The organism is Stenotrophomonas beteli (assembly GCF_001431665.1).
GTDB lineage: Bacteria > Pseudomonadota > Gammaproteobacteria > Xanthomonadales > Xanthomonadaceae > Stenotrophomonas > Stenotrophomonas beteli.
The window spans coordinates 28,825-53,911 of the sequence record NZ_LLXV01000049.1 but is presented as its reverse complement, the minus strand read 5'-3'; the positions used below and the strand labels follow the sequence as shown (position 1 = coordinate 53,911).

The following is a 25,087-nucleotide window of genomic DNA, read 5'->3' as shown; positions in this document are numbered from 1 at the left end:
TTTCATGACGACGGCATATCACTCTTGCCGCCGTATTAGGTAAATTGCGTCACTTCACACGTCGTCGACATCCATCGTCGAGACAGCCAGGGGAATGTGTCGTGCGTATTCTGCTTGTTGGGGATGCAGCCAGCCTGCCGGCTGAGCTGACCGAATTCATTGCCGATCTTGGGGAAGACTGGCAACCGCTGACCGCCACCGATGGCCACAGCGCGATGAGCGTGGTGGCTGCGCAGGGCGTGGACGCGGTGATCGTCTGCCCGCAGTTGCCCGATCTCAATGCCACCACGCTGCTGGGCCAGATCCGGACCTTGCGCCCGGAGACCATCCGCATCGCGCTGATCGATGCCCAGCATGGCAACCGGCCACCGCCGGCGCGCCTGATCGGCGTCGCCCACCGCTTCCTGCCGCTGCCACTGGCGCCGGAAGTACTGCTGGAAGCACTGACCAGCCTGGAAGAGCTGCGCGAGGTGCTGGACAGCCCGCGGCTGCGCGATGCCATCGGCCGCATCGAAAAGCTGCCCTCGCCGCCGCACCTGTACCTGAGCCTGACCCAGGCACTGGAACATGACGACGATGCCGACAGCGCCGACGTGGCCAAGCTGGTCGCTGCCGATCCGGCGATCGCGGCCAAGGTGCTGCAGCTGTCCAATTCGGCGTTCTTCAGCCAGGGCCGCACCATCGCCGACCTGCGCACTGCGGTGACGCGCCTGGGCCTGTCCACGCTGCGCGACCTGGTGCTGGCCAGCGAAGTATTCTCGGCACCGACATTGTCGGCGGCCGAGCGCAACTCGCTGCAGCAGCGCGCCCTGCTCGCCTCGCGGCTGGCGGCACGGCTGCTGCCCGAATCCAGCGCCGAGCTGGGCGCGACCGCCGCACTGCTGGCCGACATCGGCCTGCTGCTGCCGGGCGTGCGCAACGAGCGCAGCGAACCGGCGCTGGCCGGCGATACCCGCCCCGGTCACGCCGAGGCCGGCGCCTACCTGCTGGGCCTGTGGGGCCTGCCGATGCCGATCATCGAAGCGGTGGCGTTCCATCTGCAGCCGCAGCGCGCCAACACGCGCAGCTTCTGGGTGACCGGCGCGGTGCACGTGGCCCTGGCGCTGGTCAACGGCGATCCGGTGGATGAGGACTACCTGCAGCGCGCAGGTGTACTGAACCGGCTGCCGCAATGGCGCGAGCATGCCAACGCACTGATGGGCCTGGTGCCAAGCGACGCCTGAGCGGCGAACCAACCCGCACGGACAATCGCAGGGCGCACCCACCGGGTGCGCCCTTTTTTGTGGTCCGCGCACGTGCGTTCCTGCAAAAGAAAGAGGGCGGACCTTGCGGCCCGCCCTCCTCGTGTTGCTACCGCACTTCGATGGATCAGAAGCGCTGGGTGTACTTCATGTACAGGAAGCGACCCACATCGAAGCCGCCGTAGTAGGCGAACGCCGAGTTCGGAGCCGAGTACTGCAGCGAACCCTTGTGGTCGAACACGTTGTTCGCGCCCAGGGCGATGGTCGCATCCCACGGAGCCTTCCAGCTGACCTGCAGGTCGTGGAAGGTGTTGGAGCCGGTGTGACGCAGCGGATCGGTCTCGCCGTTGGCCATGTGGTTCGGCGCATCGCACCAGCCGTCATCCAGCGAGATGCAGCTTTCCTTCATGCCGGAGTAGTAGCGAGCGGTGTAGTTCACACCGAAATCGCCGTACTGCCAGTTGACGCCCAGGTTCGAACGGACGCGGAACAGGCCCGGCTCGCTGACGCGGCCAACCATGATGTTGTCGCCGTCGCTGTTCTGGCGCTGCTCGTCGTACTTGGAGGTGTAGCTGGTGGTCCAGTCGATGTTGAACTGACCGATGGCCAGTTCCGGCAGGCGGTACTTGATGCCCAGGTCGTAACCTTCGGTTTCCATCTTGCCGAGGTTGGCGGTGCCGTAGGTGATCGCACTGACGTGGCCGTCAGCCGCACGGGTCACGCTCGAGCAACGCTCGGAGTTGCCCAGCACGTAGCAGTCACGCAGGATGCGGTCGACGCTGTCAGCGATGATCATGTCGCTGATTTCGTACTTGTACCAATCCAGCGAGACGTCCAGGCCCTGCACCCAGCGCGGGCTCCACACCAGGCCGAAGGTGGTGCTCTTGGAGGTTTCCGGCTTCAGGTTCGGGTTGGCACCCGAAATGAACTGGTCACCCGACTGGCACGGCAGCGTCGAGCACTCCTTGCCCGCCTGGCCCAGCTGCACGTAGTTGGCCGGCACGCCCGCGCCGGAGCACGCGGCATTGCCCGCAACGCTGCCCGGAGCCTTCACGCCGCACGGATCGATGTACGACTCGAAGCTCGAGCTCAGGCCACCGTACAGGTCGCTGATGGTCGGAGCGCGGAAGCCCTCGGCGTAGGTGCCGCGGACCAGCAGTTCATCCAGCGGACGCCAGGTCAGGCCGAACTTGCTGTTGGTGGTGCCACCGAAGTTGCTGTAGTCCGAATAACGGCTGGCAACGTTCAAGGTCAGTTCCTTGGCGAAGGCCATGTCGGCCAGCAGCGGCACGTTCAGTTCGAGGTAGACCTCGTTCAGATCGTATTCGCCGCGGGTCGGCTTCTGGCCCAGGCCGGTGGACTGGCCCGACTGCGCGAAGGCGTCCGGCACGTAGCTGCCTTCTTCCTTGCGGTGCTCGACGCCCAGGGCGAAGCCCAGGTCACCGGCCGGCAGGGTCACGATGGCACCGGACAGGTTGGCGGTGAAGCTGGTGGTCTTGGTGACGCCACGGGTGGTGAAGGTCGGGAACAGGAAGTCCTGCAGCTCCTGGTTCGCCAGCGAGCCCTGGCCATCAACGCCGTACGGCAGCAGCGGGTTCCACGGGCGGCAGTCGCCCAGGATCGGGCTGGCCGCGGTGCCGCAGCGGGCAACGCCGCCGGCATCGATGAACGACGGGCCCAGGGCCTGACGCGCGCCGATCAGGCTCATGTCACCACGGTTGCTCTTGATCGACTCATTGCGGTTCCACAGCGCGCCGACATCCCAATCGAAGGTCTTGCCGCCGAGCTCGAAGAAGCCGGTCAGGGTCGGAGCGAAGCGCAGGGTCTTCAGCTGGCTGTCAGTGGTACGCGGCACTTCCCACAGGCGACGACGGAAGCTGACGTCCTGGCCGACCGGGTTGAAGGCGCTGGCGGCCGACAACGGGGTCTTGATCGAGTTGGAAGCGGACTGGTACGGGTAACCGGCAATCTGCTGGAACGTCTTGCGCTCGTTGTAGAGCACGTCGGTGTTCAGGCTGATCGAATCGGTGAAGTCGTAGGTGCCGTTGATGTAGACCGACTTGCGCTTCACACCGGTGAGCAGGGTCATCTGCTCGTTCGAGTTGGCGAACTCGTCTTCGGTGATCGCGTGGTAGTCGTTCGGGTTCTTCGGATTGCCACCCGGGTTCAGGGTCTGCCACACGGCGCTCGACTTGGTGCAGTCGTACAGCTTCGGGTTGCACCAGCTGCCGTTCTGGCTGATCGGGCTCCAGTCAGCCGAGGTCGAGTTCGGACCCAGCGAGCCGTCACGGCTGTACCAGCGGTCCTTGGCCCACACCGGATCCTGCTTCGAGTACTCGGCCGACAGGGTCAGGCTGCCGCGCTCGCCGCGGGCACCGAGGGTCATCGAATAGGTTTCGGTGTCGCCGTCGCCCTTGCCGTACTGGCCGACGTAGACATTGGCTTCGCCGCCGTCGAAGTTCTTGCGGGTGATCACGTTGACCACGCCGGCGATGGCGTCGGAACCGTAGATCGACGAAGCGCCATCCTTCAGGATCTCGATGCGCTCAACGGCCGACATCGGGATCTGGCTCAGGTCCTGCAGGCCCGAGGTCGAAGCGCCCAGGCGCTTGCCGTTCATCAGCACCAGGGTGCGCTCAGCGCCCAGGTTGCGGATGTCGACGTAGTAGCCGCCCACGTTCTCGCCCGAAGCCAGCGACTCCGAACGCGAGATGGCCGGGGAGCCGGCCGAGGTCAGGTTGTTCAGCACGTCGGCGACGCTCGAGAAGCCCTGCTTTTCCAGGGATTCACGGGTCATCGTCAGGATCGGCTGCTGGGTTTCCACCGAGGCGCCGCGGATGCGCGAGCCGGTGACCGAAATGCGGTCCAGATCGGTGGTGCCCTTTGCTTCCTGGGCGGAAGCAAAGGCCGGCGCCAGCGCCAGCGCAATGCCGGCCGGCAGCAAGCCGAACCGCACTGCGGGATTACGAACGTTCATCAATCTCTCCAAGGTACGTGTTAGCAGCGTGTTAAAACACCCCAGCACGTTACGATTGCGTTGCAGCGCTGTATTTGCGCGAACCAACCAGAGACTTTGCAGATTGTGGCGGGAGCAAGCCGCCGTTCTCCCTGAAGCGCGATGCGGACTGGCCGTAGCGGGCGCGGAACGCACGCGCGAAGCTGCAGCAGTTGTCGAAACCGCTGGCGGCGGCGACCTCACCGACCATCATGTCGGTGTCACGCAGCAGATCGGCGGCGCGCTCAAGGCGCAACCGTGCCGATAGCGACTGCGGGCTTTCCTCGTACAGGCTCTGGAACGTCTTGGAGAGATACCAGCTGGAGAAGTTGGTCAGCTCGGCCAGTTCGCCGATGCGCACCACGCGGTGGCTGTTGCCCTCCAGGTACAGGCGGGCGCGCTGCATGCGGCCGAACACCTGCCGCTTGCGGCTGCGCGAGCGCCCCGGGCAACGCTGCACGTTGTCGGCCAGGCCGCGCTGCAGGCCTGCCAGATGCAGCAGCAACGGGCGCAGTGCCTGTGCCGGCATGCCGCTGGCCAGCGCATCGCGCCACAGCCGCAGCGCAACGCGGGCATCACCGCGGTTCATGCGGCCGCGACCGGCATACAGACCGCAGTCGGCCATCTCGGCCAGCACCCGAAGCGCCTCGACGTTCAGGTTCAGGCCGATGCACAGCCCATTGCGACCGGCCTGCACCAACGGGCGTGATTCCTTCTCGAAGGCAATCCACTCGCCCTGGCGCAGGCGGAAGCGTCCTTCCTTGGCCTCGACCCACGAACTGCCCCGCACCTGCATCCAGACAGTGAAGCTGGTGCCGGCGGTCTGCAGGCTGCCCAGCCGGGCCACGCCCAGGCAGGTCGGCGCGGCATCGTCGAGCGCGCGGTCCAGGGAGACGGTTTGGCCACGATCGGCCAGCGAGAGTTGACGCATGGGGGCACCACGGATTTGCCTAGTACAGGCCTCCGTTTTGCCAAATCAGGCGGTACCACGTCAGGAAGGTTGGACGAGATCGCCACGAATTCGCCACGAGATCGCGACGAAAAAATTACGAAGGCCCATTTCCCTTGAACAACAACAACTTGGAGAACGCAGGGAACAGCGCCGGGGCACGTTCGGGCAAACGCATCACGCCGATGTCGGCGCCGTCACTGACCGCCATCGCCACGAACAGGTGGTGTCCGTCGGCGCTGGCACTGAGCCCGTTGCCTGCGCTGAGGCGCTGCGTGTCCAGGCAGTGTTCGGGCTGTTCGTGACCGGCCTGGATCCGTATCAACGTGGTGCCACAGGTGGTGGACGTGCCGAGATAGCCGATCGCATTGCTGCCGGCCACCGTCCAGGCCCGGTAGCGCCAGCGGCTGGGCCGGTCATCACTGATCTGCTGCACGCTGGCCGGCGACAACGCCGCATCGGCCGACCACAGGCCGCTGGCGGCCAAGCGGGTGAACAAGACCCGTCCGGTGCTGCGGTCGAAGCGCGCCTGCGAAACGCCGTCGACACTGCCCAGGCGACGCCATGGCTGCACGCTGCGGTCGTACAGGCTCAGCCGGATGCGCTGGTCGGCATCGCGTTCAACCACCAGCAGCTGCTCCGGCGTCGCGCCATACAGTGCCTGCAGCGGCTGCTCGCCGGGGACCGGCAACGGCTGCAGGCGTTCATCGCGCGGGGCGATCTCGTAGACCACGGTCCTGCCGTGCTCATCGCGGCCGACCACCAGCAGTTGGCGGCTGTCGGCCGACCAGTCCGGCGCCTGCCGCGCTTCCGGGCGCAGCCCTTCGATCGGTCGCAGCGAGTCGGGTCGCTGCATGTCGGCCCACCACAGCGCGAAGCTGCCGGAACGATCGGAGGTGAATACCAGCTGGCGGCCATCCGGTGCCGCCATCGGCTGGCCATCGCGGCCGCTGGAGGCGAACAGGCGTTCGGGCTCGCCATTGCCGTTGATCGGCACCTTGAACACGCCGAACTGCGCGCGGCGGTGAACGAAAGCGAGCATGCCGCCACGGCGCGACACGGCCGGCCACTGCGCATCGTCCAGGCCCGCATCGCGCAGGGTGCGGCGCTCTACATCCAGGTAATAGAGCCGCGCTTCACTGTCGACGCGGCGACCAAACACGATGGTACGGCCATCGTCCAGCCAGGCCCACCCGCGCAGCTCGGCCGCTTCGTTGGTGAGGCGCTCGGGTGTTCCGCCACTGGCCGGCACGCGCCACAGATCGCCCAGCTGCGGATTGCGCACGAACACCAGCCACTGCCCGTCCGGCGAATAGCGCGGCGCGTAGTCGAAATCATCCTGGTCCACGCCGTAGTCCAGCGCGCGCCACTGCCCACTGCCGAGGTCCAGCACGCGGATGCCGCGATGCGCGTAGCGCCCGACCATGCTGCCGAACACCAGGCCACGACCATCGGGCGTCCAGTCGAAGCTGAGCAGTTCAGTGCCATCGCAGCGCGTGGCCTGGCGCAGCGCGCCACCGGTGGCGCTGGCCACCAGCACCTGGCAACCGCCATCGGCGGAGAACCGTGCAAAGGCGATCTCACGTCCATCCGGCGACCAGTTCGGGAAACGATCGACCGCGCCGGCCGGCGGCACCAGCAGCTGGCGTGCGGGCGCATTGCCCGAGGTCTGCACCTTGATCGCACCGCCGCCATTGCCGTCTTCGTTGGCGCCTTCGTAGGCCACCAGCGAGCCGTCGGGCGACAGGGTGGGATAGGTTTCAAAGCCGCTTGTCGCGGTGATCAGCCGATAGGGACGCTGCGGGCTGCCGATCACCCGCGTGCCGTTCTCCACGGCAGCATCCACCGGCGAACTGCTGGCCGGGGCGCGCCGCAACAGCAGCGCGGTCAGTACCACCAGCGCCACCAGCATCACCACGCCCAGCGCCAGCAGCACACGGCGACGCACATGGCGCCAGCGGCGGCGCGACGCCTCCGCTGGCATGGGAGCGGCGGCGATCACCGGCGATGCGTCTTCTGCCTCGTCGTCGACCGGCGCAGGTGGCGGCGTCTGCAGGTCGTCCAGCACCTGCACCGGCATCAGCAGGCGATAACCGGTCTTGGCGATGGTCTCGATGTACGCCTGGCCGTTGTCTTCGTCGTGGCTGAACGCTTTGCGCAGCTGGGTAACGGCCTGGGTCAGCACGTCGTTGGTCGGCAGCGTGTCCGGCCACACCTCCGCGAACAGTTCATCGCGGGTGACCACGCGGCCCGGCTGCCGCAGCAGCACGCGCAGTACGCCCAGCGCCTTCGGCGTGAGCCGACGCGGCCGGCGCGCGCCGACCACCTCAACCTCACGCGAGGACAGAGTGACGATGCACTCGCCTATCCGGATCCGATCGGATCCGGGGGGCTGGATTTCGCTGCTGTTCATTTTCTGCTACACAGTAGAGACAGGTTCCGGGCAGCGTTTGCCTTTGAAACCGCCCCGTTCCGGGAACAGCGAAAAGCCAGACTCCGCACAAAGCATCGGCGCATACCGCAAAAACAATTGAGCGCGCGAATACTAGCCTATGCCGGTTACCTCGCCTATCGCGTGGTCGACATCAGGCTCTCTCTCGCCGACGCATTCACATAATTTGCAGCACCATTCGCGCCCTTCCGGGCGCGAAATTTTTATCTGGCGTTCATTTTCAGGCACGCCTCAGCATGGTCAGTCCGACCAGCCGCGAAACCACCAAAGCTACGTACATCACGCCTGAAAACTGCTCCAGCATGACCAGCGCGCGGGCCTGTGGATGCAGCGGCACGACATCGCTCAACCCCACGCCTGACAACAAGCTGAAGCTCAGATAAAGCAACTCCATCCAGCTGCGCTGCGGACCCTCGCTGGCGCCGTGGAAGCTGCCCGGGTACCACTGCTGGCAGACCGAAAACGCAAACGCGAAGGCCCAGGCCAACAGGGTGAAAGTGGCCCCGGCGGCGAACAGTTCGTCGCGGGTGACCTTGTGGTCCTGCAGCATGTACGCGATCAGCGCACCTGCCGTATAGAAATACAGCAGGCTTTCCAGCAACTGTGCGGTGGTCAGCAGCGCGTCGCGCTCCAGCAGCGCGCCTGCCAACGAAAACACCACCGCAGGGATCGCCAGCAGCAGGGCCAGCCAGCTTCCCAACGGACTGCGCTGCACCACCCACAGCGCCAGTCCCAGCACCGCCATGCCGAACATGCCCAGTGCGGCACGTCCGCCGGCGGTGTCGTCCAGGGCCGGATACAGCATCACCGCCAGCAGCTGCGCCGCCAGCAGCCATGCCGAAGGGTGGCGGCGGGCAATGGCCAGCCAACGCGTGGTCACGGCAACAGGCATGGCGTCCTTTCCTCTGGGAACGATGGGCCGAGCATAGCGGTGACAGGCGTGAGGGGCGGTAATGCCGGCCAGCGGCCGGCACCCCCGCCGTGCGTCAGCCCTGGCGGTAGACCTCGGCGCCCGAAGCGCGGAACTCGGCGGACTTCTCCTTCATGCCGGCCTCGGCATAGTCGCGCACATCCTGGGTGATCTTCATCGAGCAGAAGTGCGGGCCGCACATCGAACAGAAGTGGGCCAGCTTGTGCGCATCCTTGGGCAGGGTCTCGTCATGGAACTCCTTGGCCTTCTCCGGGTCCAGGCCGAGGTGGAACTGGTCCTCCCAACGGAACTCGAAGCGTGCCTTGCTCAGCGCGTTGTCGCGCACCTGCGCGCCCGGATGGCCCTTGGCCAGGTCGGCCGCATGCGCGGCGATACGATAGGCCATGATGCCGTCGCGCACGTCCTGGCGGTTGGGCAGGCCCAGATGCTCCTTCGGCGTCACGTAGCAGAGCATGGCGGTGCCGAACCAGCCGATCATCGCCGCACCGATCGCACTGGTGATGTGGTCGTAGCCGGGCGCGATATCGGTGGTCAGCGGGCCCAGCGTATAGAACGGCGCCTCGCCGCACTCGCGCAGCTGCTTGTCCATGTTCTCCTTGATCAGCTGCATCGGCACGTGGCCAGGGCCCTCGATCATGGTCTGCACGTCATGCTTCCAGGCGATCTTCGTCAGCTCGCCCAGCGTTTCCAGTTCGCCGAACTGCGCTGCATCGTTGGCATCGGCGATGCACCCGGGACGCAGGCCATCGCCCAGCGAGAAGGTCACGTCGTAGGCCTTCATGATTTCGCAGATCTCTTCGAAATGCGTGTAGAGGAAGTTCTCCTTGTGATGCGCCAGGCACCACTTGGCCATGATCGAACCGCCGCGGCTGACGATGCCGGTCACCCGCTTGGCGGTGAGCGGCACATAGCGCAGCAGCACGCCGGCGTGGATGGTGAAGTAGTCCACGCCCTGCTCGGCCTGCTCGACCAGGGTGTCGCGGAAGATCTCCCAGGTCAGCGCTTCGGCGCGGCCATCGACCTTCTCCAGCGCCTGGTAGATCGGCACGGTACCGATCGCCACCGGCGAGTTGCGGATGATCCATTCGCGCGTTTCGTGGATGTGCTTGCCGGTGGACAGGTCCATCACCGTGTCGCCGCCCCAGCGGATCGCCCACACCAGCTTCTCCACTTCCTCGGCGATGCCGGAAGAGACTGCGCTGTTGCCGATGTTGGCGTTGATCTTGGTGAGGAAGTTGCGGCCGATGATCATCGGCTCGCTTTCCGGATGGTTGATGTTGTTGGGCAGCACCGCGCGGCCACGTGCGATCTCGTCGCGCACGAATTCGGGGGTGATGATCTTCTGGATCGACGCACCGAAGGCCTCGCCCGGGTGCTGCCGCAGCAGGCCGGCATCACCGATCGCGTCCAGGCGCTGGTTCTCGCGGATGGCGACGAACTCCATTTCCGGCGTGATGATGCCGCGCCGCGCATAGTGCATCTGGGTGACGTTGGCGCCAGCGCGCGCACGGCGCGGCAGGCTGCGCGCGGGGAAACGCACCGCGTCGAGCTTCGGGTCATGCTCCCGGTCGCGGCCGAACGAAGAGGTGAGGCCGTCGAGCTGCTCGGTATCACCACGCTCCTCCACCCACCCACGGCGCAGCGCAGGCAGGCCCACGGAAAGATCGATGCGGACCTGCGGATCGGTATACGGGCCCGACGTGTCATAGACCGTGACCGGCGCATTCTCTTCGCCGCCGAACAGCGTCGGCGTGCGGGTCAACGCGATCTCGCGCATCGGCACCTGCAGATCCGGGCGCGAGCCGGGCACGTGGATCTTGCACGAACCGGGGATGGGCCGGGTCACGGATTCGGAGAGTTGCTGGGCCTGTTGCTGCAGGGCGGAGAGCTGTGCGTTCATCGGGCATCGTCCAGGAAGGTCAGGGACGAAGCGGCGGCGCACTGCGCCCGCGCGCGGACGGTCCTTGGGCGGAGTCCGGGCATGGCTGCACTGCAAAGCTTCCCTACGCCGGTATGAGCCGGATCAGGTTCCAAGGGACTGTCTCAACCGTGGCCATCGGGCCGCGGTACCCCCGCTTCTTGGCGTGCATTAGAGCATAGACCGCCCGCCTCCGGAGTTGCCCCCGGGGCCAGATCCGCTTTCCTGCGGAAAGCGGATCTGGCCCCAATCTCTATTCGTTAACAGAACCATGACGTCGCGTTCAGTAACGTGCACGCCCATCGTGTCGCTGCGACCGATGCTCCCCGCCGCCCGTGCGGCCCCTGCCCGGTCCGTGCTGCATGCCGCCGGCCCCTCGCTGCAAGCTCTGCTCGCTCCCCTCAATCCCCTTGATCGGAGAAGCTCCTTCATGGTGTTTCGCGTTTCCATCGCACTGGTCCTGCTGCTGGTGCTGCTTGCCGGCATCGCCCCCGACCCCTTCAATACCGTTGTGCAATCCATGCTGGCGGAGGTCATCCGCAGTGTCGGCTGGCTGTACCTGCTGGTGGTGTTCCTGGCCCTGGTGTTCCTGATGTACCTGGCCTTCGGCCGCTTCGGCAACCTGCGCATCGGTGGCGAAGACGCCGAACCCGAATTCTCGCGAGCCAGCTGGATGTCGATGCTGTTCGCGGCCGGCATGGGCATTGGCCTGGTGTTCTGGGGCGCCGCTGAGCCCATTTCGCATTTCAGCAAGCCACCGGAAGGCCTGGCACCTGAAAGCATGGACGCGGCGCGTGCTGCCATGCGCTACGTGTTCTTCCATTGGTGCCTGCACCCCTGGGCCATCTATGCGCTGATCGGCCTGGCGATGGCCTGGTTCCAGTTCAACCGCAACGGCCGCGGCCTGGTCAGCGACATGCTGCAGCCGATCATCGGCCGCCATCACCGCGGCTGGATCGGCCGCGTGGTCAACATCGCCGCGGTCGTGGCCACCGCGATTGGTGTCGCTACCACGCTTGGCTTCGGCACCATCCAGATCGCGGCCGGAATGGAGCGTGTGTTCGGCCTGCACGCAGGCGTTCCGCTGCAACTGACCGTCATCGCAGTCGCGTTCGTGCTGTACATGGCCTCCACGCTGAGTGGTGTCGAGCGTGGCGTGAAGTGGCTGTCGAACTTCAACTTGGCGCTGGCCGCTCTGCTGCTGGCGCTGGTGCTGGTGCTGGGCCCCACCGGCGCGATCTTCAATACCTTCACCACCACGCTGGGCTCGTATCTGAACCAGCTTGTGACGATGAGCCTGCGCATGTCGCCGTTCTCGTCCAGCACCTGGGTGGCCGACTGGACGATCTTCTATTGGGCCTGGTGGATTTCCTGGGCACCGTTCGTCGGTTCGTTCATTGCCCGCATCTCGCGCGGGCGCAGCGTGCGCGAGTTCGTCATCGGCGTGGTGCTGGCACCAACGCTGCTGGGCTTCTTCTGGTTCTCGGTGTTCGGCGGCACAGCGATCTGGATGCAGATCTTCGGCCAGGCCGATCTGCTGCAGGCACTGGGCAATGGCTATGAAACAGTGCTGTTCACCATGTTCGACAGCATGCCGCTGCCGTTGCTGCTGTCGTGCATCGCGCTGGTGCTTCTGATGATTTTCTTCGTGACCTCTGCTGATTCCGCAGTGTTGGTACTGGCGAGCATGTCCACCGATGAAGCCGGCGATCCGCCGCCCAGGCGCAAGCTGGCCTGGGGCGTGGGGGTCGCGTTGATCGCCGGTGCGTTGCTGCTGGCCGGTGGCCTGGATGCACTGCAGGGCATGATCACGATTGCGGCGTTGCCATTCGCGCTGCTGATGGTGCTGGTGATGGTGTCGCTGTATCGGGTGCTTGACCAGGAGTACACGCGCGAGCGGCGGCAGGCGCAGCGCCAGCGGCACATGATCGATGCGTGGATCGCACGCGAGATGGCGGCGCAGGAGGAGACGCAGGCCGAGGCCGCACGCGCGCACGATCAGGATTGAGGGGGTTTTGCAGATTTCTGCTGGTCTGGCGGTGAGGGGGCCGATGGCGGGACACGCCGCAAGTACGTCCCTGTAGGCTCGTCCACGGCATCCATGCCGTGGACGGTCCCGCCATCGCCCCCCTCCCCGCCTCCGACGATTTCCTGGTGACGGTTGGTTTTCCACGCCATGCGTGGATCAGGTGTATCGGAAAACAAGAAGGGGTCGGATCCGTTTTCCTTGGGAAAACGGATCCGACCCCAACCCACAGCGCACGGCTGTTGCCGTTGCCTTTGCTTTTGATCTTCTTCTTTTTCTTCCGTGGCTGACGCGCAAGGAAACTTTCGGGGGCGTGCGGGTGGGAGTGGCGGGGGTATCCGCGCCATGGATGGCGCGGCTAAGCCTACAAGGACGTATTCACGGCGTCCCCCGACACTCCCACCCACACGCCCCAGCGCATGAAACTGCTCTGGCGATCAGCCACGAGGGGGCTCAGCCCGGTGGCCGGGAAACCTCAGTACCCCGCCGCCTGCCCGTCCTTGCGGCTCTCCGAAGCCCCGTAGTAAACCCCGGTCTCGGGATCGCGCATGATCGCCTGGTACCCGCCATACGGGCCGTCGGCGAACACGATGCGATGCCCCTTGCGCATCAGCGCGCGCACCGTCTCGTACGGGAAGCCGGTTTCCAGGTTCACTTCACCACCGTCGGTCATCGCCGTGGCCTGCCCGGTCGGCTCGGTCGACCCTTCATGCTGGATGCGCGGTGCGTCACCGGCTTCCTGCAGGTTCATGCCGAAGTCCACCAGGTTCATCACGATCTGCGCATGGCCCTGCGGCTGCATCGCACCGCCCATCACGCCGAAGCTGGCATACGGCTTGCCGCCCTTGGTGATGAACGCCGGGATGATGGTCTGGAACGGACGCTTGCCCGGTGCGTAGCCGTTGGGATGGTTCTTCTGCAGCACGAACATCTCGCCACGGTCCTGCAGGATGAAGCCCAGCCCGGGCGGTGCCATGCCGCTGCCCATGCCCCGGTAGTTGGACTGGATCAGCGAGACCATCATGCCGTCGGCATCGGCCACGGTCATGTAGATGGTGTCACCTTCCTCCAACTGCTTCGGCGTGCCCGGCTGCACTTCCTTCAGGGCCTTGTCCATCGAGATCAGCGCACGGCGCTGCGCCGCATAGTCCTTGGAGATCAACTTCTGCACCGGTGCCGGCTGGAAGGCCATGTCGGCATAGAAGCGCGCGCGGTCGGCGAAGGCCAGCTTCTTCGCTTCGACGAACAGGTGCACGTGTTCCGGTGAACCAAACGGGATCTTCGAGAAGTCGTAGCCTTCCAGCACGTTGAGGATCTGCAGCGCGGCGATGCCCTGGCTGTTCGGCGGCAGCTCCCACACGTCGTAGCCACGGTAGTTGCTGCTGACCGGTTCGACCCACTCACCGTGGTGGTCGGCCATGTCCTGGTAGCTCAGGTAGCCACCGTTGGCCTTGAAGTAGTCACCGATGGTGTGGGCGATGGCGCCCTTGTAGAAGGCATCGCGGCCGCCGTCGGCAATCTGCTGCAGCGTGTTGGCCAGGTTCGGGTTCTTCCACATCTCGCCCTTGCGCGGGGCGTGGCCGTTGATCGTGAACTGCTCCTTGAAGCCCGGGTACTGCGACAGCTTGGGCACCGAGCGGTCCCAATAGTAGGCAATCACCTCGGCCACCGGGTGGCCCTCGCGGGCGTAGCGGATGGCCGGCGCCAGGTTGTCGGCCATCGGCTTGCGACCGAAGCGCTCGTGCAGCGCGAACCAGCCGTCGACGGCACCGGGCACCGACACCGGCAATGGACCGGTGGCCGGGATCTCCTTCAGGCCACGGCGCTGGAACTCGGCCAGGGTGAGCGACTTCGGCGAGCGGCCCGAGCCGTTGTAGCCATGGAGCTTCTGCGTCTTCGGGTCCCAGACGATGGCGAACAGGTCGCCGCCGATGCCGTTGCCGGTCGGTTCCATCAGGCCGAGCGCGGCGTTGGCGGCAATCGCCGCGTCCACCGCCGAACCACCGCCCTTCATCACGTCCAGCGCGATCTGGGTGGCCAGCGGCTGCGAGGTGGCGGCCATCGCATGCGGGGCGATCACCTCCGAACGGGTGGCGAAGGTGTGGCCGGTGATGCGATCGGCGGCGGAAGACAGTGCGGGCACGGAGGCCAGCACGGCAGCGGCCAGCAGGGAACGGGCAAGGCGTCGGGACACGGTCGGGTTCCGATGGAAGGGTGGTTCCCCGATCTTCGCCGCTGCGGCCTTCATGCGGTATCGGGCAGAGGTCATGGGCCGTGGCCTTTCGGTGGGCGCGGCCCTTGGGCCGCACTCACCAGGGCGAAAACGGCCCGGAATCCGCGCAAAAACCGCGCTGAAAGGAGTGAATTCCGGTTCACCGAAACAATTTCAACGGCAACCATCCTTGCGCCACAAGCCATTCCGCTGGATGCCGCGGAAACCGATAAAAAATCTGTCGCGAGGGTTGACACCGCCGAAATGGCTGTGTTTCTCTCGATTACATGCTGCATCACAACACGCCACCGCGAACCCACATCGAAGCCGCCGACACCGGCGCCGCCTCGCTGCGTTCGATTCTTGTGCTCGTACTTATTACCCAACCTACAGGTGCGGGACGAGCCAGCGTGTAAGCAACAAACACACCGGAACTCATCAAAAACCCGCACCCGCCCCGGTGCGGGTTTTTTCATTTCAGGACCTGGTTTCAGACGCAACCACCATGCACACCGCCCATCGCAAAACCCGGACCCACACCACCACGACGCCTCGTGGTGCCGGTGCCGGTGCCTGTGCGATGCGCGGCGCCTCCTCCACCGCTTTCCCCTGACCGGCCGGCACGTCACCTCGACGACCGGCCGTTCTTTTTTCTTCCCACCGCAAGGAACCTCCCCCATGAGCACCAACGACCTGCCCCAGACCAAGATCGCCGTCATCGGCTACGGCAGCCAGGGCCGCGCCCACGCACTGAACCTGCGCGAATCCGGCTTCGACGTGGTGGTAGGCCTGCGTCCGGGCGGCCCCACCGAAGCCAAGGCACAGGCCGACGGCTTCACCGTGGTGGCCCCCGCCGAGGCGGTGAAGGAGGCCGACCTGGTGGCCGTGCTGACCCCGGACATGGTGCAGAAGAAGCTCTACAACGAGGTACTGGCACCGAACATGAAACAGGGCGCCTGCCTGCTGTTCGCCCATGGCCTGAACGTGCATTACGGCATGATCGAGCCGCGCGCCGACCTGGACGTGGTGCTGGTCGCGCCCAAGGGCCCGGGTGCGCTGGTGCGCCGCGAGTACGAGATCGGCCGCGGCGTGCCCTGCATCTGGGCGGTCTACCAGGACACCAGCGGCAAGGCAGCGCAGCATGCACAGGCCTATGCGGCTGGCCTCGGCGGCGCCCGCGCCAACCTGATCCAGACCACTTTCAAGGAAGAAACCGAAACCGATCTGTTCGGCGAGCAGGCCGTGCTGTGCGGCGGCGCTTCGGCGCTGGTGCAGGCCGGTTTCGAGACCCTGGTCGAAGCCGGTTACCAGCCGGAGATCGCCTACTACGAAGTGCTGCACGAACTGAAGCTGATCGTGGACCTGTTCTACGAAGGTGGCATCTCGCGCATGCTGGAATTCATCTCCGAGACCGCGCAGTACGGCGACTACGTCAGCGGCCCGCGGGTGATCGACGCCGGCACCAAGGCGCGCATGAAGGAAGTGCTGAAGGACATCCAGGACGGCACCTTCACCAAGAACTGGGTGGCCGAGTACGAAGCGGGCCTGCCGAACTACAACCGGTTCAAGCAGGCCGACCTGGAGCACCCGATCGAAAAGGTGGGCAAGGAACTGCGCGCCAAGATGGTCTGGTTGCAAGGACAGGCCGCGTAACCGCGCGGCCCTCCCCCACCCGCTCTGCAAGGTTCCCCCATGAACTCTTCCACACACCGCAGCGCGCCGCCCAACGGCGCGCGCTGGCTGACCCAGGCACTGGAGGCCGAAGGCGTCCGCACGCTGTTCGGCTATCCCGGCGGCACCATCATGCCGTTCTACGACGCGCTGGTGGATTCGTCGCTGAAGCACATCCTGGTGCGCCATGAGCAGGGCGCGGCACTGGCCGCCAACGGCTTCGCCCGCGCCAGCAACCAGGTGGGCGTCTGCGTGGCCACCTCCGGCCCGGGCGCCTCCAACCTGGTCACCGGCATCGCCGACGCGATGCTGGATTCGGTGCCGATGGTCTGCATCACCGGCCAGGTCGGCACGCCGCTGCTGGGCACCGACGCCTTCCAGGAACTGGATGTGTTCGGCCTGACGATGCCGATCGTCAAGCACAGCTGGCTGGTGCGCAGCGTCGATGACCTGCCGCGCGTGGTGGCCGATGCGTTCCGCATCGCCCGCGAGGGCCGCCCCGGCCCGGTGCTGATCGACCTGCCCAAGGACGTGCAGCTGGCCGATGCCAGCCATCTGCCCATGCATGTTCCGAGCAGCATCGAACCGCCGCCGGCCCCAACCGAGGCGGCCATCGCCGAGGCCATTGCCGCGTTGGCGGCGGCCGAGAAGCCGGTGGTCTACGCCGGTGGCGGCATCGCCCTGGGCGATGCCGTGCAGGACCTGCGTGACTTCGTCGAGGCCAGCGCCATCCCTACCGTGATGACGCTGCGTGGCCTGGGCGCACTGCCCCCGCAGCACCCGCAGTCGCTGGGCATGCTGGGCATGCATGGCACGCGCGCGGCCAACATGGCGGTGCAGGAAAGTGACCTGCTGCTGGTACTGGGTGCCCGCTTCGATGACCGTGCCACCGGCAAGCTGGCCGAATTCGCTCCCTTCGCCCGTGTCGTCCACATCGATGCCGATGCGTACGAGATCTCCAAGCTGCGCAGTGCCGATGTCGCCGTGCCCGGCAATGTCGGCCATGCCATCCGTGCCCTGCGTGCGGCCTTCCCCTCCCCCAGGGCCCACCAGGACGCATGGCGCAGGCGCTGTGCGCAGCATCGCGATCGCTTCGCCGCACGCTACGACGCACCGGGCCAGCACATCTACGCGCCGGCCCTGCTGAAGCGCCTGAGCGAGCTGGCGCCGGCCGATGCGGTGATCGCCTGCGACGTCGGCCAGCACCAGATGTGGGTGGCCCAGCATTGCCGCTTCAACCACCCGCGCAACCACCTGACCAGTGGCGCGCTGGGCACCATGGGCTTCGGCCTGCCGGCGGCGATGGGCGCGCAGTTCGCCTGCCCGGACCGCACCGTGGTGCTGGTGTCCGGCGATGGCAGCTTCATGATGAACGTGCAGGAGCTGGCGACCATTGCCCGCTGCCGCCTGCCGGTGAAGATCGTGCTGCTGGACAACAGTTCGCTGGGCATGGTGCGGCAGTGGCAGGAGCTGTTCTTCGCCGAGCGCTACAGCGAAATCGACCTGTCCGACAACCCGGACTTCGTCGCACTGGCGCAGGTATTCGGCATTGCCGCCACCCGCATCGAGGCGCGCGACGACGTCGAGGGTGGACTGGCCGCGCTGCTGGCCGAACCCGGCCCGGCGCTGCTGCACGTCGCCATTGATGCACGCGCCAACGTGTGGCCGCTGGTGCCGCCGAACACCGCCAACAGCACCATGCTGGAAAGCAACCCCGCCCACGCCCGCCAGGAGACCCCCAATGCACTACCGGCTTGACCTGGTGCTGCACCCGGCCGAGGGCGCGCTGCTGCGCGTGATCGGCATGGCCGAGCGTCGCGGCTTCGCGCCGCGTGCGATCAGCGGTGCGCCGGTGGCCGCCGACGATGGCCGCTGGCACCTGCAACTGGTGGTGGATGGTCAGCGCCCGGCCGAAACGCTGTGCCGGCAGATCGAGAAGATCTACGACTGCGTGTCCGTGCAGGTCACCGCGGTGGAAGGAGTATCGCCATGAACACCCGTACCGTAATGACCACGGTGCCGGTACGGAGGCGTCTTCTTCGCCGCCCGTGCCCGCATGCGGTGGTCGCCCGCACCCCGCCGGTGGCCCATGCCGGCCGCTGATACCAGCCAGGAAAGCGATGTCGGCGACGTAAGCGTCGCCGATGTCCTGGCCGCGCAGGCCCGCCTGCGCCGCTTCCTGCCGCCCACCCCACTGCACCATGCCGAACGCTTCGGTACCTGGCTGAAGCTGGAGAACCTGCAGCGCACCGGCTCCTACAAGGTGCGCGGTGCACTGAACGCGCTGCTGGCCGGCCGCGAGCGCGGCGATAGCCGGCCGGTGATCTGCGCTTCGGCTGGCAACCACGCCCAGGGCGTGGCCTGGGCCGCCTACCGCCTGGACGTGCCGGCGATCACCGTGATGCCGCACGGCGCCCCGGCCACCAAGATCGCTGGTGTCGCCCACTGGGGCGCCACCGTGCGCCAGCACGGCAACAGCTATGACGAGGCCTATGCCTTCGCCGTGGAACTGGCACAGCGCCATGGCTACCGTTTCCTGTCCGCGTTCGACGATGCCGACGTGATCGCCGGCCAGGGCACGGTCGGCATCGAGCTGGCCGCGCACGCTCCCGACGTGGTGATCGTGCCGATCGGCGGCGGCGGGCTGGCCTCCGGCGTTGCGCTGGCGCTGAAATCACAGGGCGTGCGCGTGATCGGCGCACAGGTGGAAGGTGTCGATTCGATGGCGCGCGCGATCCGCGGTGATCTGCGCGACATTGCCCCCGCAGCCTCGCTGGCTGACGGCGTGCGGGTAAAGATCCCCGGCTTCCTGACCCGCCGCCTGTGCAGCTCGCTGCTGGACGATGTGGTGATCGTGCGCGAGGCCGAACTGCGCGAAACCCTGGTCCGGCTGGCGCTGGAAGAACACATCATCGCCGAGGGCGCCGGCGCGCTGGCGCTGGCGGCCGGTCGTCGCGTCGCAGGCCGTCGCAAGTGCGCGGTGGTGTCCGGCGGCAACATCGATGCCGGCGTACTGGCCGGCCTGCTCACCGACATCCGTCCACGCCCGCCGCGCAAACCGCGGCGACGGCGCAGCGAACCCCCGCGCTCGCCAGCCAAGGCCAGCGCGCCCCCATCCCGCACATCTTCCCCTTCCCCCCTGCAAGCCGTCGCACCCGCTGTCGAGGAGATTTCCCTGTGACCACCATCGAACGAATTACCACCCCGCGCATCCGCATCTTCGACACCACCCTGCGTGACGGCGAGCAGTCCCCCGGCTGCAGCATGAGCCCGCCGCAGAAGCTGGTGATGGCGCGTGCGCTGGACGAACTGGGCGTGGACATCATCGAGACCGGCTTCCCGGCCAGCTCGCAGTCCGACCGCGAGGCGATGGCACTGATCGGCCGCGAACTGCGCCGTCCGAGCCTGAGCCTGGCGGTGCTGTCACGCTGCCTGCAGGCCGACATCGAGACCTCGGCGCGGGCCCTGGAAGCCGCCGCCAATCCGCGCCTGCACGTGTTCCTGTCGACCAGCCCACTGCACCGCGAGCACAAGCTGCGCATGAGCCGCGAGCAGGTCCTGGAATCGGTACGCAAGCACGTCTCGCTGGCCCGCTCCTACATCGACGATGTCGAGTTCTCGGCCGAGGATGCCACCCGTACCGAGCTGGACTACCTGATCGAGGTCTCGCGCGTGGCCATCGCCGCCGGCGCCACCACCATCAACCTGCCCGACACCGTCGGCTTCACCACGCCGGAGGAAATCCGCGCGATGTTCCAGCAGGTCATCGCCGGCGTCGCCGACATACCGAACGCGGCCAATGTGATCTTCAGCGCGCACTGCCACAACGACCTGGGCCTGGCCGTGGCCAACTCGCTGGCCGCCATCGAAGGCGGCGCGCGCCAGGTCGAATGCACCGTCAACGGCATCGGCGAGCGCGCCGGCAACTGCTCGCTGGAAGAAATCGCGATGGTGCTGAAGGTGCGCCAGGCTTTCTACGAGCAGGACAGCGCGATCAATACCCCGCGCATCGTCGGCACTTCGCAGCTGCTGCAACGCCTGGTCGGCATGCCGGTGCAACGCAACAAGGCCATCGTCGGTGCCAACGCATTCGCCCACGAATCGGGCATCCACCAGCACGGCATGCTGCGCCACCGCGGCACCTACGAAATCATGCGCCCGGAGGATGTGGGCTGGGAGGATTCGCAGATGGTGCTGGGCCGCCACAGCGGCCGCGCCGCCGTCGAAGCGCGCCTGCGGGCGCTGGGCTTCTGGCTGGAGGAGGACGAACTGAAGCTGGTGTTCGAGCAGTTCAAGGGCCTGTGCGAACAGCAGCGCGTGGTCACCGATGCCGACCTGCAGGCGTTGATGCAGGGCGGCTCCAACACCCAGGGCTACCGCCTGGCCTCGATGACCATCAGCGACGTCGGCAGCCGCGCCAACGCGCTGGTGGAACTGTCCGATCCGGACGGCAACCGCGTGGCCGAGACCGCGCAGGGCGACGGTCCGGTCGATGCGCTGTTCGGCGCACTGTCAGCCGCCACCGGCGTGCAGCTGATGCTGGACAGCTACCACGTGCACAGCGTGGGCATCGGCGCCGATGCGCGCGGCGAAGCCAATCTGAGCGTACGCCACGAGGGTGTGGAGTACGACGGCACCGGCACCAGCAAGGACATCATCGAAGCCTCCGCGCTGGCCTGGCTGGACGTGGCCAACCGCCTGCTGCGCCAGCGCCAGGCCACCGCCCACAGCAGCAGCACCGACGCTGCCACCGCCGCCACCGCCTGAGGAAGCCGAGATGAGCGCCTTCGACACCCCCACCCCGGCCAGCGCCGCTGGCCAGCAGTGGAACGCCCAGGACTATGCGATCGACGCCGGCTTCGTGCCGTTGCTCGGCGGTGCGGTCGCGCGCCTGCTCGACCCGCGCGCCGGGGAGCGCATCCTCGACCTGGGCTGTGGCGATGGCGTGCTCAGCACCGAGCTGGCCCTGAGCGGTGCACGCATCCACGGCGTGGATGCTTCGCCGGAACTGGTGGTCGCCGCCCGCGCGCGTGGCGTCGATGCGCAGGTGATGGATGGCCACGCGCTGACCTTCAACAGTGAATTCGATGCGGTGTTCAGCAACGCCGCGCTGCACTGGATGGGCAACCCCGACCGGGTGCTGGAAGGCGTGCGCCGGGCCTTGCGCCCGGGTGGACGTTTCGTCGCCGAGTTCGGCGGCCACGGCAACGTCGCAACGATCATTGCTGCGGTACAGGCTGCGCGCGTGGCCCACGGCCACGGTTCCAGCACGTTCCAGTGGTATTTCCCGACGGCCGATGCCTACGCCGACCGCCTGCGCCAGCATGGTTTCCAGATTCAACTGATCGAGTGCACGCCGCGCCCGACCGCGCTGCCGACCGGCGTTGCCGGCTGGCTGCGGGTGTTCGCCGCGCCGCTGCTGGATGACCTGCCGGCCGATGCCCGCGCCACCGTGCGCGAGGCCGCCACCGCGCTGCTGGCCGATCTGCCGCGCAGCGCCACCGGCCAGCCGCTGGCCGACTACGTGCGGCTGCGCGTGCTCGCCCGCCGCCGCTGACATGACCTTTTCGCTATCTTTCCTGATGTCCGCTATTTCGTACTTCTGCCAGGCATACGCATGACTTCCGCACCCCGCACCCTGTACGACAAACTGTGGGACGCCCACGTGGTGGTTCCCGAATCTGAAAGCGCGCCCGCCGTGCTGTACATCGACCTGCACCTGATCCACGAGGTGACCTCGCCGCAGGCGTTCACCGAGCTGCGCGAGCGTGGCCTGTCGCCGCGCCGCCCGGACCGTACCAAGGCGACGATGGACCATTCCACGCCGACCCTGCCGGCCGGCGCCGACGGCACGCTGCCCTATGCCAGCGCCGCCTCCGAAGCGCAGGTCGCCACGCTGGCGCGCAACTGCGCCGAGCACGGCATCGAGCTGTTCGACATGGCTTCGGACAACCGCGGCATCGTCCACGTGATCGCGCCCGAGCAGGGCTTCACCCAGCCCGGCATGACCATCGTCTGTGGCGACAGCCACACCTCCACCCACGGCGCGTTCGGTTCGCTGGCGTTCGGCATCGGCACCAGTGAAGTCGGCCACGTGCTGGCCACCCAGTGCCTGCTGCAGCGCAAGGCCAGGACCCTGGCAATCACCGTTGACGGTGCGCTGGCATCCGGCGTCGGCGCCAAGGACGTGGTCCTGCACATCATCGGCGTGATCGGCGTCAACGGCGGCACCGGGCATGTGATCGAGTTCCGTGGCAGCACCATCGAAGCGATGGACATGGAACAGCGCATGACCCTGTGCAACATGTCGATCGAGGCCGGCGCGCGTGCCGGCATGGTCGCCCCGGACCAGGTCACCTTCGACTTCGTCGCCAATACCCCGCGCGGCCCCAAGGGCGCCGACTTCGATGCCGCCGTCGCCCGCTGGCAACAGCTGCGCAGCGATGACGGTGCGCGCTTCGACAGCGAGGTGCACATCGACGCCGCCGACATCCGCCCGACCCTGACCTGGGGCACCCATCCGGGCACGGCCATCGCGGTGGATGCACCGATTCCCGCCGCCAACGATGCCGCCGCACAGAAGGGCCTGGACTACATGCACTTCCAGGCCGGCAAGGCACTGGCCGGCACGCCGGTGGACGTGGTGTTCGTCGGCTCGTGCACCAACGGCCGCCTGAGCGACATGCGTGAAGTGGCGCAGGTGCTGCGTGGACGCCGCGTCGCCGAGCGCGTGCGCATGCTGGTGGTGCCGGGCTCGGAGATCGTCAAGCGCGAGGCTGAAGCCGAAGGCATCCACGAGATCGTGCGCGCTGCGGGTGCCGAATGGCGCGAGCCGGGCTGCTCGATGTGCATTGCCATGAACGGTGATCTGGTGGCGCCCGGCCAGCTGGCCGTGAGCACCAGCAACCGCAACTTCGAGGGCCGCCAGGGTCCCGGTTCGCGCACGCTGCTGGCCTCGCCGATGAGCGCGGCGTGGGCCGCAGTGAACGGGCACGTTGCCGATACCCGCGAACTGTTCGCACAGGAGGTGGCGTGATGGCCGGTTTCCGTACCCTGACCTCGGCCAGCGTGGTGCTGCGCCAGACCAACATCGACACCGACCAGATCATTCCGGCACGGTTCCTGTCCACCACCGAGCGTGCCGGCCTGGGCCGCAATGCGTTCAACGACTGGCGCTGGCAGGCCGATGGTGCGCCGGTGGCCGACTTTGCCTTCAACCAGCCGCGCAATGCCGGCCGCAGCATCCTGCTGGCGGGCCGCAACTTCGGCTGCGGCTCATCGCGCGAGCATGCACCGTGGGCGCTGACCGACCTCGGCCTGCGCGCCATTGTAAGCAGCGAGATCGCCGACATCTTCCGCGGCAACTCGCTGAAGAACGGCCTGCTGCCGATCGTGCTGGACGAAGCCGACGTGCAGGCGCTGATGCAGCGCCCGGACGATGAGCTGACCATCGACGTGGCCGCGCGCGAACTGCGCACGCCGGATGGCCGCGTCTATTCCTTCCCGCTGGATGGCTTCTCGCAGACCTGCCTGCTGGAAGGTGTCGACCAGTTGGGCTATCTGTTGGGCCGTGTCCCCGAAATCGAACGCTACGAGAGTGAGCATGCACGCTGAGATTGTTGTCCTGCCCGGTGATGGCATCGGCCCGGAAGTGGCCGCCGCGGCGGTCGCCGTCCTGAAGGCCGTCGCCGAACGCTTCAACCACACCTTCACCTTCAGCGAGCATGACATTGGTGGCATCGCCATCGATCGCCATGGCGAGCCACTGCCGGCGTCGACCCTGGAAGCCTGCAAGGCCGCCAACGCGGTGCTGCTGGGCGCGGTCGGCGGCCCGAAGTGGTCCGATCCGAACGCCAAGGTGCGCCCGGAACAGGGCCTGCTGGCGATCCGCAAGGCACTGGGCCTGTACGCCAACCTGCGCCCGGTGCGCACCCACGAGGCCGCGCTGCACGCCTCGCCGATCAAGGCTGAGCTGCTGCAGGGCGTGGACTTCGTGGTGGTACGCGAACTGACCGGCGGCATCTACTTCGGTGACAAGACCCGCGACGCCGACAGCGCCAGCGACCTGTGCCGCTACACCGTGGCCGAAATCGAACGCGTGCTGCGCAGTGCGTTCGGCCTGGCCCGGCAACGCCGCGGCAAGGTCACCTCGGTGGACAAGGCCAACGTGCTGGAAACCTCGCGCCTGTGGCGTGACGTGGCCGCGCGCATCGGCCGCGAGGAGTTCCCGGACGTGGCGCTGGAACACCAGCTGGTCGATTCGATGGCCATGCACCTGCTGGCCAAGCCGCGCGAGTACGACGTGATCGTGACCGAGAACATGTTCGGCGACATCCTCACCGACGAAGCTTCGATGCTGGCCGGTTCGCTGGGCCTGCTGCCCTCGGCCTCGCTGGGCGAGGCGGGTGCGGTCGGCATCTACGAACCCATCCACGGTTCGGCCCCGGACATCGCCGGCAAGGGCATCGCCAATCCGTACGCGACGATCTTCAGCGCCGCGATGCTGCTGCGCCATTCGCTCGGGCTGGAAGCAGAGGCTGCGGCGGTGGAAGCGGCCGTGCACGCGGTGCTGGACGACGGCGTGTTCACCGCCGATCTGGCCGCCAAGGGCCAGGCGGTAAGCACCGCCGCCGCGACCGACGCGGTGCTGGCCAGGCTGGGCTGACCTGTCCGGCAACACCTGTAGAGTCGA

17 protein-coding genes and 1 riboswitch are annotated in these 25,087 nt (G+C 66.9%); of the genes, 11 read left to right on the top strand and 6 right to left on the bottom strand.

The genetic code is table 11. The annotated features are described in order from the left end of the window. Positions 1–101 precede the first annotated feature (101 nt). Positions 102–1,223 (top strand): HDOD domain-containing protein, encoded by a 1,122-nt coding sequence (locus tag ARC23_RS13055; protein ID WP_057497595.1) that lies wholly within the window; start codon positions 102–104, stop codon positions 1,221–1,223. Between the two features lie 145 nt (positions 1,224–1,368). On the opposite strand, the gene ARC23_RS13050 is transcribed toward ARC23_RS13055, so the two are convergent. The 5 genes from ARC23_RS13050 to thiC all read right to left on the bottom strand — a co-directional run bounded on the left by ARC23_RS13050 (position 1,369) and on the right by thiC (position 10,468). Beyond that, positions 1,369–4,218 (bottom strand): TonB-dependent receptor, encoded by a 2,850-nt coding sequence (locus ARC23_RS13050; protein WP_057497594.1) that lies wholly within the window; start codon positions 4,216–4,218, stop codon positions 1,369–1,371. A gap of 49 nt (positions 4,219–4,267) precedes the next feature. Then, on the bottom strand, positions 4,268–5,167 hold the full coding sequence (locus ARC23_RS13045; RefSeq protein WP_057497593.1) for a helix-turn-helix transcriptional regulator: 900 nt from the start codon (positions 5,165–5,167) through the stop codon (positions 4,268–4,270). Positions 5,168–5,282: 115 nt separating this feature from the next. After that, entirely contained in the window at positions 5,283–7,598 is a 2,316-nt protein-coding gene (locus ARC23_RS13040) for a winged helix-turn-helix domain-containing protein (RefSeq protein ID WP_057497592.1), read from the bottom strand. A gap of 259 nt (positions 7,599–7,857) precedes the next feature. Beyond that, on the bottom strand, positions 7,858–8,529 hold the full coding sequence (locus ARC23_RS13035; RefSeq protein WP_057497591.1) for an ion channel: 672 nt from the start codon (positions 8,527–8,529) through the stop codon (positions 7,858–7,860). A 94-nt stretch (positions 8,530–8,623) separates the two neighbouring features. Beyond that, the gene (thiC, locus tag ARC23_RS13030) at positions 8,624–10,468 is read right to left on the bottom strand and encodes a phosphomethylpyrimidine synthase ThiC (RefSeq protein ID WP_057497590.1); all 1,845 of its coding nucleotides are present in this window, start codon (positions 10,466–10,468) and stop codon (positions 8,624–8,626) included. Positions 10,469–10,550: 82 nt separating this feature from the next. After that, positions 10,551–10,652: riboswitch (TPP riboswitch) on the bottom strand. 264 nt (positions 10,653–10,916) lie between these two features. On the opposite strand from thiC, the gene ARC23_RS13025 reads away from it, so the two are divergent. After that, positions 10,917–12,494: a BCCT family transporter gene (locus tag ARC23_RS13025; protein WP_057497589.1), complete on the top strand. Its 1,578-nt coding sequence runs from the start codon at positions 10,917–10,919 to the stop codon at positions 12,492–12,494. A gap of 493 nt (positions 12,495–12,987) precedes the next feature. Here the strand turns inward: ARC23_RS13025 and ggt are convergent, their stop codons facing one another. Beyond that, positions 12,988–14,706: a gamma-glutamyltransferase gene (gene ggt / locus ARC23_RS13020; protein ID WP_057497630.1), complete on the bottom strand. Its 1,719-nt coding sequence runs from the start codon at positions 14,704–14,706 to the stop codon at positions 12,988–12,990. A 696-nt stretch (positions 14,707–15,402) separates the two neighbouring features. On the opposite strand from ggt, the gene ilvC reads away from it, so the two are divergent. From ilvC to leuB, 9 genes are all read left to right on the top strand, one after another. Continuing rightward, positions 15,403–16,377, top strand: a complete 975-nt coding sequence (gene ilvC, locus ARC23_RS13015) for a ketol-acid reductoisomerase (protein WP_057497588.1) — start codon at positions 15,403–15,405, stop codon at positions 16,375–16,377. A gap of 39 nt (positions 16,378–16,416) precedes the next feature. Then, positions 16,417–18,153 carry an acetolactate synthase 2 catalytic subunit gene (gene ilvG / locus ARC23_RS13010; protein ID WP_057497587.1) on the top strand — a complete coding sequence of 579 codons (1,737 nt, stop codon included), beginning with the start codon at positions 16,417–16,419 and terminating at the stop codon, positions 18,151–18,153. After that, positions 18,137–18,388, top strand: a complete 252-nt coding sequence (locus tag ARC23_RS13005; RefSeq protein WP_049428486.1) for an ACT domain-containing protein — start codon at positions 18,137–18,139, stop codon at positions 18,386–18,388. Before ilvG ends, ARC23_RS13005 begins: the two co-directional genes overlap by 17 nt. 96 nt (positions 18,389–18,484) lie before the next feature. Then, positions 18,485–19,576, top strand: coding sequence for a threonine dehydratase (locus ARC23_RS13000; RefSeq protein ID WP_057497586.1), 1,092 nt, complete (start codon positions 18,485–18,487; stop codon positions 19,574–19,576). Next, complete coding sequence (locus ARC23_RS12995; RefSeq protein ID WP_057497585.1) at positions 19,573–21,162, top strand: 2-isopropylmalate synthase; 1,590 nt, start codon at positions 19,573–19,575, stop codon at positions 21,160–21,162. Before ARC23_RS13000 ends, ARC23_RS12995 begins: the two co-directional genes overlap by 4 nt. Positions 21,163–21,172: 10 nt before the next feature. Then, positions 21,173–21,952 (top strand): class I SAM-dependent methyltransferase, encoded by a 780-nt coding sequence (locus ARC23_RS12990; RefSeq protein WP_057497584.1) that lies wholly within the window; start codon positions 21,173–21,175, stop codon positions 21,950–21,952. 60 nt (positions 21,953–22,012) lie between these two features. Next, the gene (gene leuC, locus ARC23_RS12985; protein ID WP_057497583.1) at positions 22,013–23,431 is read left to right on the top strand and encodes a 3-isopropylmalate dehydratase large subunit; all 1,419 of its coding nucleotides are present in this window, start codon (positions 22,013–22,015) and stop codon (positions 23,429–23,431) included. Then, a complete protein-coding gene (leuD, locus tag ARC23_RS12980) occupies positions 23,431–24,009 on the top strand; it encodes a 3-isopropylmalate dehydratase small subunit (RefSeq protein WP_057497582.1) in 579 nt (192 codons plus the stop codon). The genes leuC and leuD overlap by 1 nt, the downstream gene beginning before the upstream one ends. After that, entirely contained in the window at positions 23,999–25,060 is a 1,062-nt protein-coding gene (gene leuB / locus ARC23_RS12975; protein ID WP_057497581.1) for a 3-isopropylmalate dehydrogenase, read from the top strand. Before leuD ends, leuB begins: the two co-directional genes overlap by 11 nt. Positions 25,061–25,087 lie beyond the last annotated feature (27 nt).

Excerpts from the sequence above, each read along its gene's own strand:
- ARC23_RS13035 (WP_057497591.1), bottom strand. The coding sequence starts at position 8,529 with ATGCCTGTTGCCGTGACCACGCGTTGGCTGGCCATTGCCCGCCGCCAC.
- thiC (WP_057497590.1), bottom strand. The coding sequence starts at position 10,468 with ATGAACGCACAGCTCTCCGCCCTGCAGCAACAGGCCCAGCAACTCTCC.
- ilvC (WP_057497588.1), top strand. The coding sequence starts at position 15,403 with ATGAGCACCAACGACCTGCCCCAGACCAAGATCGCCGTCATCGGCTAC.
- ARC23_RS13000 (WP_057497586.1), top strand. The coding sequence starts at position 18,485 with ATGCCGGCCGCTGATACCAGCCAGGAAAGCGATGTCGGCGACGTAAGC.
- leuB (WP_057497581.1), top strand. The coding sequence starts at position 23,999 with ATGCACGCTGAGATTGTTGTCCTGCCCGGTGATGGCATCGGCCCGGAA.
- ARC23_RS13050 (WP_057497594.1), bottom strand. The coding sequence starts at position 4,218 with ATGAACGTTCGTAATCCCGCAGTGCGGTTCGGCTTGCTGCCGGCCGGC.
- leuC (WP_057497583.1), top strand. The coding sequence starts at position 22,013 with ATGACTTCCGCACCCCGCACCCTGTACGACAAACTGTGGGACGCCCAC.
- ilvG (WP_057497587.1), top strand. The coding sequence starts at position 16,417 with ATGAACTCTTCCACACACCGCAGCGCGCCGCCCAACGGCGCGCGCTGG.
- ARC23_RS13005 (WP_049428486.1), top strand. The coding sequence starts at position 18,137 with ATGCACTACCGGCTTGACCTGGTGCTGCACCCGGCCGAGGGCGCGCTG.
- ARC23_RS13045 (WP_057497593.1), bottom strand. The coding sequence starts at position 5,167 with ATGCGTCAACTCTCGCTGGCCGATCGTGGCCAAACCGTCTCCCTGGAC.
- leuD (WP_057497582.1), top strand. The coding sequence starts at position 23,431 with ATGGCCGGTTTCCGTACCCTGACCTCGGCCAGCGTGGTGCTGCGCCAG.
- ARC23_RS13040 (WP_057497592.1), bottom strand. The coding sequence starts at position 7,598 with ATGAACAGCAGCGAAATCCAGCCCCCCGGATCCGATCGGATCCGGATA.
- ARC23_RS12990 (WP_057497584.1), top strand. The coding sequence starts at position 21,173 with ATGAGCGCCTTCGACACCCCCACCCCGGCCAGCGCCGCTGGCCAGCAG.
- ARC23_RS13025 (WP_057497589.1), top strand. The coding sequence starts at position 10,917 with ATGGTGTTTCGCGTTTCCATCGCACTGGTCCTGCTGCTGGTGCTGCTT.